Genomic DNA, 9,532 nt, shown 5'->3' with positions numbered 1-9,532 from the left:
GCACCAAGTTGATCGCCACGATTTTTCCAGTGTCTATGTGACAGGAACCTTCCATGACGGAGCAGCACGCACTTGCCGGGCGGGACATGGACCCGGCACCCACCGACGACACACATGACGACTCCGACTCCATCGCCCTGCCCATCCCGCCACCGGAGATCATCAGCGCCGCCCGATTCGCGCGTGGCCAGTGGCTCACGGAGGTCGATCCCTTCTGGGCGGACGAGGATGATGTGCCGTCCTGGGCAATCGTCGGTGAGTGGCAGAGCGACTCCAGAGGGCTGATCGTCGCCTGGCGTCCGAATGACGACTACCGGCCCTCCCCCCTGGCCCTCGGCTGGGCCGAACCGACGGATCCGGTGGACGAGGCGATGCAGGCGGCGGCGACCGGACTCGGACCTGTCGAGGCAGTCCTGGAGGCCCTCGTCGAGGCCGAGGAGGTCGCCGTGCTGACCACCGCGGGCGGCGGCCTCGTCACCGCCCTCTCCCAGGACGGCGCCGAGGTGGTACCCGTCTACACGGCCGCGGACCAGATGCTGGGCATCGGTCGTCTGACCGCGCGTACGGCGCCCGTCGCCGAGCTGCTGGACGGGCTCCCGGACGGCCACGAGTTCTACCTCAACCCCGCCGGCCCGGTCGCCATGCGCGTGCGGACCGAGGCGTTGCGGGAGGCGCTGGCCCGGTCATCGGCCGAAGCCGAGCGTCCGGAGGACCTGTCGCCGGACCTCGAACCGCCCTTCGTGCCCGTGCCCACACAGTCCGCACAGGCCGAGGAGCCGCTTCAGGCCTCCGTCGGTCCCTGACCCCATCGGCCGGCGGCGGCGGTCGAACGCCGCCCGCCGTGCTGACCCGGCCGAGGAGACCCGGGCATCCTGACGTCCGCGCCTTGGTCCGAGCGGACCTGGGAGATCGCCAGGGGAAGCGTCTGCCGGAGGAGCAGGCCGGAGGCGCGTGTGAGTACCACCGGTGTGATCGGCCGGGACGACGGTCTGTCACCGCCCGCCGTGCCCCGCGACGGACATGTGATCCCCGGCGCCCCCGGATTCCGTGTCCCTAGTGAGCGGGCCGGAAGAACCCCGGCTCCCCGAGCCGGCCGGACCGGCCCGCCGCTCGTGCACCGGCTCGGTGGACGGCCTCGTCCCTTCGGCGGCGGACACACTTCTTCTTCGAGGAGACGGCATGCAACGTCTGGAGAACAAGATCGCACTGGTGACGGGCGCGGCACGCGGGCTGGGCCGCAGCCACGCCGTACGCCTCGCCGAGGAGGGCGCCGACATCATCGCGCTGGACATCTGCGCACCGGTCGCCGGCATCGACTACCCGATGGCCACCCTCGACGATCTGCGCACCACCGGGGACCTGGTGGTCAAGGCGGGCCGCCGGGTCGTGACGGCCGAGGTGGACGTCAGGGAGCGGCAGGCCCTCACGGAGGCGGTGCAAGCCGGGGTCGCCGAACTCGGGGGCCTGGACATCGTGGTGGCCAACGCGGGTGTGGCGGCGTTCGGGCGGTGGAACGACACCGACGGGCAGCAGTGGGAGGCCGTGATGGGGGTGAACCTCACCGGCACCTGGAACACGATGGTCGCCACGATTCCGCATCTACAGGCCCGCGGCGGCGGTTCGGTCGTGGTCACCGGCTCGGTCGCCAGCGTCGAGGGCCTGCCCTGCGCGGAGGCGTACACGGCCTCTCAGCACGGTGTCTTCGGGCTGGTGCGCTCGCTGTCCGCCGAACTGATCGAGGAGGGCATCCGGGTCAACGCGGTACGCCCGACCGGCGTATCGGGAACGGGCATGCCGCAGACCCTGCCCGCGGTGGCGGACGTCCAGGCCGGCATGCGGGGGGAGTCCGCGTTCCGCCGCGGGTTCGCGGCCGACACCGTCGAGCCCGCGGACGTCAGCAACGCGGTGCTGTACCTGGCATCCGACGCGTCCCGGTACGTCACCGGTACGGCCATGCCGGTGAACGCCGGCCTGGTCAGTCACTGACCGCGCGACGCGCGCCCTGGGGTCCAAGAGCACCGGCGCAGCCCGGCGCGTCCGTTCGGACGTCGTATCGCAGACCCCACGGCCGGCGGCTGGAAGCTCCATGCGCCGTCGTTCCCTTGGCGAACCTCTCGCCCGGGTCGTAGCACGGCACCGGCCGCCGTGGTACGACCGGGCTCGGCCGTCATCCGTGGAAACCGGGCCCTGTCGAAGGGACCGAAGGGACCGGCATCGGCATTATGGTCCGGCGCCGTGCTCTCAAAGGGTGCGGGCGAGCAGGGCGAGGAGTTCGGTCCAGTGCCGCTCGGCCGCCGCGGGGTTGTAGGCGGCGGTGTCGGACTGGGTGTAGCCGTGGTGCGCGCCCTCGTAGACCTCGCACCGGTGCTTGACGCCCGCCTCGGTGAGCGCCTGCTCCAGGCGGTCGACCTGCTCCTCGGGCATCGACGGGTCGTCGTCGGCGTGCGCGAAGTACAGCTCGGCCGTGACCCGGCCGGCGAGCAGGTGCGGGCTGTCGGGCGCCTCGCTGGCGAGCCCGCCGCCGTGGAAGCCGGCCGCCGCGGCCACCCGGTCGGCATGGGTGCCGGCCGTGTACAGCGCGAGCCGGGCGCCCATGCAGTAGCCGGTGATGCCCACCGGTCCGTCGGCCACCGGCGCAGCGTCCGCGAGCCACGCCAGGTAGGCCCCCGCGTCGCGCTCGATCAGGTCCGGCGTGAGCGACTCCATGACCGGGACGATCTTCTCCACGATGTCCGGTCGGGCCTCCATGTCGATGAACTCGGGCAGTTCCACCACCGGGGCAGGACCGTGCCGGTAGAAGACGTTGGGGACGAGCACCGTGTAGCCGGACTCCGCCAGCCGGTCGGCCATCGCCTTCAGATGCGGGCGCAGCCCGAACGCGTCCTGGTACATGAGCACACCTGGATGTGCCTGCCCGTCGTCCGGGTGGACGAGATACGCGTCGGCGGTGCCGTCGGCGGTGGCGATCTCCACGGACGTTCTGCTCAGGGTGCTCATGGCGGGGCTGCCTCTCAGTGTGGTCGGGACGGGCGGCGGCACCACGGCACACCGCTCCGCTCACACATGTCGAACACACATGTTCGTTCCGCGATTCCCGCCCGCCATGACCAATTGACATAGGTGTCTCGCGCGGGCGGGACGGGCACGGAGGCCGACGTCATATGCTGAACACGGCACCGGCATGCGCACCGTCGAAGTCCTCGCCGCTCGGCCGTACCCCCGCCGCCAGGAAGGCCACCTCGACGGCCGCCGGCAGGAAGGCGCCCTCCTCGTCCTCCCGGTACCGGCCCAAGCCGATCTCCTCCATGGACGGCACGAAGACGCTCCGCTCCGCGCCCCTGGGAGCCGCCTTGCCACGCTCCAGCCGGGTGGAGTCGTCCTCCCCGTACCCGGCGAGCAGCTTCCCGTCCCGGTACCAGGCGAGGGACTGCCAGCCGTCGTAGTCCAGGTAACAGACGATCGCGTCGGTCCCGCGGGACAGGTCCTTCCCGCGTTCCACGGCTTGGTAGCCGCACGGCTCGACGACCACGACGTGGTCACCCGTGCGTACCGCGAACGCGCTCGCGCAGTCGCCGTCCGGGTCCCGGAGGGACGCCTGAAGCAGGTCCCGGTACGTGGTGGCCCTGATCGCCTCGGCGGGGGCGCCCAGGCTCCGCAGGACCTCCTCTTCGTCGGTGTGCCTCACCAGCGTGAGGGTGTACGGGCCCTCGGACAGGTCCAGCAGGTCGAACCAGTCCCGGGGCAGGCCGGTGCCGGCCGGACGCACGGGCCTGGCGGCCTCACGGGCCTGCCTGCGGGCCTCCGAGCGACGGAGCTTGTCGAGCCGGGCCTCTTCCGCGGCCGACCCGCTGTCGTGGAGTTCGTCGCCGTTCTCGTCGAGCAGCACGATGTCTCCCCGGTCGCGCACCACCACCGCGGAGATCCGGACGGCCTCCGGATCCAGCCGGTAGCGGCCGGTCCAGCGCAGCAGGACCATGGAGTTGGTGCCGGCGCGCAGGATGCCGTCGGTGCCCAGGGTCAGCTCGCCGGGTGCCTTCACGCTACGCGACCAGACCCAGCGGTCCCTCCCGTCACCGGGTGCGGTGAGAGTGGTCTCGCCGTCCGGGGTGTGGCTGAGCCGGTACTGCCCGTTCGGGGAGACGAGCGGCTCGGAGAGCACCTGACCGGGCAGCAGCCGGTCGCCGGTCGCGGGGCGGTGGGCGGCCAGCTCGGCCTCGCTCACCGGATCCCGGCTCCAGCGCAGACCGCCGTCCGGGTCGGTGAGGACGAGGCGCCCCTGGTCGGTGACCATGGCGGTGACCGCTCTGGGGTCGGGGTCCGCCGAGATCCAGACGGGCACCTCGGGCCATGCCTCCAGCACCAGACGCCCGTCGTCGAGCAGGGTGAGCTGCCCCGGCGTCGTGCCGGGGACGCCGACGTGCCACAGGTCGCGCCCCTGGACACGGTCACGCAGGGCGGCCGTGCCGTCGCGCCGGTGCTCCAGGACATAGCCGCCGCCGGGCGACACCAGGGACGCGAGGACGAGCGGGCGGCCCGCCCTCAGCACGGTCGTGTCAGCGGTGCTCATCACGGCCTCCAGGGGATCGGACAGCGCGGCGGTGCGCGCAACGGAAGGCGGCCGTCCCACCGGGGGAGATAGGGACGGCCGCCGGGTCCGCCGCATCTCGATCGCGCGGCGGAGCTTCCCAACCGACAACGGATCCGGGCTGCCGAAAGGTTCACATCACTCGGCTCGGCCTCGGAACAGGTCTGCCCCGCCCCGGAGCTCCTCGGCCCCGGGTTCCGCTGCGAACGAATCGTACACACGGCCGGGTTGGGCCCGGAAACACCTGATGCTTCTCCGCGTAGACACATATGATCGTCCGGCGACATGCCACGACCACATGTCACGGAGCCGGTCGTCCGGCTCTGCCCTCACACCGCGAGGACAAGACTGACGTGAACGACGACTTCCACCCCGGCCGCCGACGCCTGCTGAAGATGTTCGGGCTGGGCGCCACCGCGACCACCGCGACCATCCTCCAGGCCGACCCGGTGCTCGCCGCGACGCTCGGGTACGACGAGAAGACCGGTGTCTCTCCGACCTCGTACCGTGCCCCCAAGGGGCTGGCGCAGAACACCGCCGCCAAGCAGACCGCGCTCGACTGGATCTCGGCCAACGAGGACGCGATCAAGAAGCTCAGCGACGAGGTGTGGCGGCACGCGGAGCTGTCGCTGCGCGAGTGGAAGTCCTCCCTCGCCCACGCCAGACTGCTGAAGGACAACGGCTTCACCATCGAGTGGGGTTCGGCCGGCTTCCCGACCGCCTTCGTCGCCACGTACGGCACGGAGGGGCCCGTCCTCGGCTTCAACGCCGAGTACGACGCGCTGCCCGGCCTGTCCCAGAAGAAGGGTATGGGCACCCACGACCCCCTCGTCTACAACTACGACGCCTACGGCCCCACTTACGGCGCCGGCCACGGCGACGCCCACAACACCCTCGGCGCGGGCGGCACCGCCGCCGCCATCGCCGTCGCCCAGGCGATCCGGGCGAACGGTCTCAAGGCCCGGGTCAAGCTGTTCGGCAGCGCGGGCGAGGAACAGCTCGTCGGCAAGGCGTACGCCGTCAAGGAGGGGGTGTACGACGGCCTCGACGCGTTCCTGGACTGGCACCCGTTCAACATCACGGTGCCGTTCTGGAACACCACCAGCGCGCTGATCTCGGCCACCTTCACCTTCCTCGGCGCCTCCGGGCACGGCGGCACCCCGCTCGGCAACAAGAGCGGCCTGGACGGCGCGCTGCTGATGGCGACGATGTCGGAGTACCTGCGCGAGAAGAACGTCGCCCCGTCCGGGCGTTTCCACTACGCGATCATCAACGGCGGCGGCGCGCCGAACGTGACCCCGGACATGTGCTCCATCTGGTTCTTCGTCCGCGAGGGCAGCCCGGCGCGCGCCCAGGTGCTCTACGACAAGATCGTGGAGTGCGGGAAGGCCGCCGCCCAGGCCAGCCAGACCCGCCTGGTGCACAAGTTCCACGCCGCGACGTGGAACCTGCTGGCCAACAAGGCCGGTGCGGAACTGCTCAACGACAACATGCGGCAGATAGGCGCCCCCAAGTTCGCCGACGCCGACCACGCCCTGGCCAAGAGCATCCAGAAGTCCCTGGGCAAGCCCGAGGTGGGCATGCCGACCGAGCTGACCCCGCTCGCTCCCCCGGCCGCCGCCTACACCGGCGGACTGGCCACCGACACCGCCGACATCAGCTGGCAGGCGCCCACCGCCGTGCTGCTGTCCGCCGCCTATCCGCCCGGCATCCCGAACCACAACTGGGGTGTCACCGCGACGGCTGCCACGAACATCGGCCACCAGGCGCTGCTGTCCGCCGCCCGCTACCTGGCGGCGGCCGCGGTCGACCTGATCGAGCAGCCGGAGCAACTGGACGCGATGAAGCAGGAGTTCAAGGACCGTACCGAGGGCGTCACCTGGGCCTCGATGATCCCCGACGGCAACCAGCCGCCGCTGTACGAGCCGCCGGCCGAGTTCCTGAAGGCGACCGGGCAGAGCTGGCCGCCGAAGGGCGTGACCTGGCCGGTGCCGCCGGTGGTGTCCACTGAGCAGCTCGGCACGACGGGCCCCAACCTCCCGCCCGTCACCTGACGTCCGGCGGACTCCCACACGAACCCGCCCGTGGCCGGTCTCCGCCGGCCACGGGCGGGTTCGTGTCGCACGGTGGGTGCGACGGTCACCGTGCCAGCGAGGCGGCGTCCCCCATCACGATCACCGGGTGCAGCGTCGGGTCGAGCGTGCGCAGCAACTGCCTCATGTGCTCCTGCGACAGGCTCACACACGCGTGGGTCGGGCCGCCGTGGTCGACGTGCAGCCATATGCCGCCGCCCTTGTCCGCGCCCTGGGGGCGGCCCCAGTCGAGCGGGGACGTGCCCCTCACGCGGTTGTAGTCGATGGCGACGACGTAGTCGAAGGAACCGGCGAGGGATTCACCCTCGAAGCCGGTGCCGCCGACCGCGAACCCGCCGGAGCGCGTGTACGGAAGCTTCGTGCCCGGGTCGGCCAGCAGACCGCCCGCGTCGCTGAGCGTGAACACACCGATGGGCGAGCGGAGATCGCCGAGGTGGTGGTCCGTCGTCCAGCCCTTGAAGGCGTTGTGGGCCTGCCAGGTCGCACCGCCCTCCCAGCCGGACGCCGTCTTCCGGTACAGCACCACCCGGGAGCGGGAGGAGTCCTTGTCCTCGCCGGTGACCAGCACGACCTGCCGCGCGTTCGCGGGGATGCGGGCCGACGTCTTCGGGCCCACGCCGGGAAGGTGTGTGTCGGTGGCGGAGACCGGGTCGGCGGCCGTCACCGTACGGGGGACGTCCGGTGCGGCCGGCGGCGCGCCGCTCGGCGCCGCGTCCGGTGCGACGGCCTGGGCCCCGTGGACGGGATCGGCGGTGGTCGCGCCGGTGGTTCCGCATCCGCTGACGGAGACCGCGGCGACCAGGGCGACCGCGGGGAGCGGCAGACGCCTGCCGGAGTCGGCGAGCAGTGCGCGCAACCGGTCGCCGGCCGAGGGCGCGCGGTGGCGGCCGGTACGGGCGCGATCGTAGGACGAGGACATGTCTGAGGCGACCCCCACTTCACGGTGCACGTCGGTGTGCGGCGGGAACCCGCACGGATGCGTGCCGGCGACGCCCGTCGTCCAGGTGTGGGACATCGCCGATTGAGGCACGTATGAACTTGAAGATACATGCACCGTGGTCGCAGCCCGTCGGCACCGGCCGCTCGGCGGCTTCCCGGCGCGGGGCAGCACATTGACTTACGTCGCGTTCCTCGCGCTCCGTACGGCGCGTCTCCGCGTCATCGGCTGCCCCGCCGCGCCGCGTCCTTTGACCGTCAAGTGACCGATGTGCGGGTTGTGCCCCCGGGCGAACAGTGGGAGGCGCAGGCTTCCTACCACGGAGGGGAACTCCCGTCATGCACCGTGATCAGTCACCACTGCGGGCGCGGTCGACGCCCCGGCATCTGCCTTCGCTGCTCCTGGACCTCGACCAGATGCTCGACGAGTTCACCCGGCAGCCCATGCGAGCGGAGTTCCGGTTCGACGCGGACATGCCCGCGGTGATCACCGTCGAGTTCCTGGCGGAGCGGGGGCCGAGTCTCATCTGGCGGATCGGCCGCGAGCTGCTCCACCGCGGCCTGACGTCGATGAGTGGCTGCGGCGACGTGCGGATGTGGCCGACGCTGCCCGGGGAGCGCCCCTCGTCCTGGCTGCTCCTCGAATCGCAGGAGGTGGAGGCCCTCTTCGAGCTGCCCACCGGGCCGCTCGCCGAGTGGCTGGAGGCCACCTACCGGATCACCTCGGCCGAGGCGGAGATGGACGGTCTGAACTGGGACGACTTCCTCCTCCGGTTGCTCGACGGTCCGGCGGCGCCGTCCGAGTGAGCGCGGCCGGGCCCGGGCAGGGACGACTTGCGCCCGATCGCGTCACCTGTCAAAGTGGTGACGCACAGGATGGCCGGACATCGGTCCGGCGGACGGCACGACACACGTATGCCACCCCGGACGCCCGAGGACAGCACTGTGCCGCAGGCCGCACGCGCGGCGGACGAGGAGGAATGACGTGAAGAGCACCAACCCGGTCTTCTCCCGCTGGGGCGCCGCCCGTGATGCCGCCCCGGTCGACGCATACACGCGTCACCCGGTGGGGGCCACGGCCGGAGGCCGGCCGGCGGACGACTACCCGACCAACCCCTACGCCCCGGCCGCCGGCGCGGGCCCCGACGCCGGCGTACGGACCACGCGGACCGCGATCACGATGGACGACGTCGTCGTCCGCACCGCGACCACGCTCGGCACCGTGGCACTGACGGCGGTGCTGTCCTGGCTCCTGCTGCCCGTCGACGAGGCGAACATCGGCCGGTCCTACGGCCTCGCCGTGGGCGCAGCCCTGATCGCCTTCGTCCTGTCGATGATCCAGGCGTTCAAGCGGGCGCCGTCCCCGGCGCTGATCCTCGGATACGCGGCGTTCGAGGGGGTCTTCCTCGGCGTCATCTCCAGCGCCACCTCGACGTACATCGCGCCGGGCGTGGTCGTCCAGGCGGTGCTCGGCACCTTCGCCGTGTCCGCCGGCGTCCTCATCGCCTACCGGATGCGCTGGATCCGCGTCGACCGGCGCTTCGCCGGGTTCGTCGCCTCCGCCGCGACCGGATTCCTGCTGCTGCTCGCGGCCGACCTGCTCTTCTCCGCCTTCGGCGCGGGCAACGGCCTCGGCTTCCACAGCGGCGGCCTCGGCATCCTCTTCGGCGTGCTCGGCATCCTGCTCGGCGCGGCCTTCCTCGCCCTGGACTTCAAGCAGGTCGAGGACGCCGTCGCCTACGGCGCACCCCGCGAGGAGGCGTGGCTGGCCGCCTTCGGTCTCACCACGACCCTGGTGTGGATCTACCTGGAGGTGCTCCAGGTGCTGTCCATCCTCAACAGCGACAACTGAGTTCCCACACGCCGGAGGGGCATGCGCACCGCGCATGCCCCTCCGGCGTGTCCGCCCACGGGCCGG

8 protein-coding genes are annotated in these 9,532 nt (G+C 71.7%); 5 read left to right on the top strand and 3 right to left on the bottom strand.

Going from position 1 to position 9,532, the window contains the following annotated elements; translation table 11 throughout:
* The first annotated feature begins 53 nt into the window (after positions 1-53).
* Together IE273_RS25090 and IE273_RS25085 are read left to right on the top strand one after the other, a co-directional pair.
* Positions 54-803, top strand: coding sequence for a type VII secretion system-associated protein (locus tag IE273_RS25090; protein WP_229887493.1), 750 nt, complete (start codon positions 54-56; stop codon positions 801-803).
* Positions 804-1,179: 376 nt separating this feature from the next.
* Positions 1,180-1,986: a mycofactocin-coupled SDR family oxidoreductase gene (locus IE273_RS25085; protein ID WP_189817431.1), complete on the top strand. Its 807-nt coding sequence runs from the start codon at positions 1,180-1,182 to the stop codon at positions 1,984-1,986.
* Between the two features lie 255 nt (positions 1,987-2,241).
* Here IE273_RS25085 and IE273_RS25080 read toward each other — a convergent pair whose 3' ends face one another.
* Together IE273_RS25080 and IE273_RS25075 are read right to left on the bottom strand one after the other, a co-directional pair.
* Positions 2,242-2,997 (bottom strand): dienelactone hydrolase family protein, encoded by a 756-nt coding sequence (locus IE273_RS25080; RefSeq protein WP_189817430.1) that lies wholly within the window; start codon positions 2,995-2,997, stop codon positions 2,242-2,244.
* A gap of 160 nt (positions 2,998-3,157) precedes the next feature.
* A complete protein-coding gene (locus IE273_RS25075; protein WP_189817429.1) occupies positions 3,158-4,567 on the bottom strand; it encodes a DUF6461 domain-containing protein in 1,410 nt (469 codons plus the stop codon).
* Between the two features lie 371 nt (positions 4,568-4,938).
* Between IE273_RS25075 and IE273_RS25070 the strand changes: the two genes are divergently transcribed.
* Positions 4,939-6,639: a zinc-binding metallopeptidase family protein gene (locus tag IE273_RS25070; protein WP_229887491.1), complete on the top strand. Its 1,701-nt coding sequence runs from the start codon at positions 4,939-4,941 to the stop codon at positions 6,637-6,639.
* 85 nt (positions 6,640-6,724) lie between these two features.
* On the opposite strand, the gene IE273_RS25065 is transcribed toward IE273_RS25070, so the two are convergent.
* Positions 6,725-7,597, bottom strand: coding sequence for a hypothetical protein (locus IE273_RS25065; protein ID WP_189817428.1), 873 nt, complete (start codon positions 7,595-7,597; stop codon positions 6,725-6,727).
* A gap of 356 nt (positions 7,598-7,953) precedes the next feature.
* On the opposite strand from IE273_RS25065, the gene IE273_RS25060 reads away from it, so the two are divergent.
* A complete protein-coding gene (locus IE273_RS25060) occupies positions 7,954-8,421 on the top strand; it encodes an SsgA family sporulation/cell division regulator (RefSeq protein ID WP_189817427.1) in 468 nt (155 codons plus the stop codon).
* Positions 8,422-8,599: 178 nt separating this feature from the next.
* Positions 8,600-9,466: a Bax inhibitor-1/YccA family protein gene (locus IE273_RS25055; protein ID WP_189817426.1), complete on the top strand. Its 867-nt coding sequence runs from the start codon at positions 8,600-8,602 to the stop codon at positions 9,464-9,466.
* Positions 9,467-9,532 lie beyond the last annotated feature (66 nt).

Source organism: Streptomyces olivaceoviridis (assembly GCF_014650115.1).
Taxonomy (GTDB): domain Bacteria; phylum Actinomycetota; class Actinomycetes; order Streptomycetales; family Streptomycetaceae; genus Streptomyces; species Streptomyces olivaceoviridis.
The sequence above is the reverse complement of the archived record's forward strand: the minus strand, read 5'-3'. Positions and strand labels throughout refer to the sequence as shown.

What these genes read in the sequence shown, in the direction of transcription:
- IE273_RS25060 (WP_189817427.1), top strand. Translation starts at nt 7,954, where the DNA reads ATGCACCGTGATCAGTCACCACTGCGGGCGCGGTCGACGCCCCGGCAT.
- IE273_RS25080 (WP_189817430.1), bottom strand. Translation starts at nt 2,997, where the DNA reads ATGAGCACCCTGAGCAGAACGTCCGTGGAGATCGCCACCGCCGACGGC.
- IE273_RS25085 (WP_189817431.1), top strand. Translation starts at nt 1,180, where the DNA reads ATGCAACGTCTGGAGAACAAGATCGCACTGGTGACGGGCGCGGCACGC.
- IE273_RS25090 (WP_229887493.1), top strand. Translation starts at nt 54, where the DNA reads ATGACGGAGCAGCACGCACTTGCCGGGCGGGACATGGACCCGGCACCC.
- IE273_RS25065 (WP_189817428.1), bottom strand. Translation starts at nt 7,597, where the DNA reads ATGTCCTCGTCCTACGATCGCGCCCGTACCGGCCGCCACCGCGCGCCC.
- IE273_RS25075 (WP_189817429.1), bottom strand. Translation starts at nt 4,567, where the DNA reads ATGAGCACCGCTGACACGACCGTGCTGAGGGCGGGCCGCCCGCTCGTC.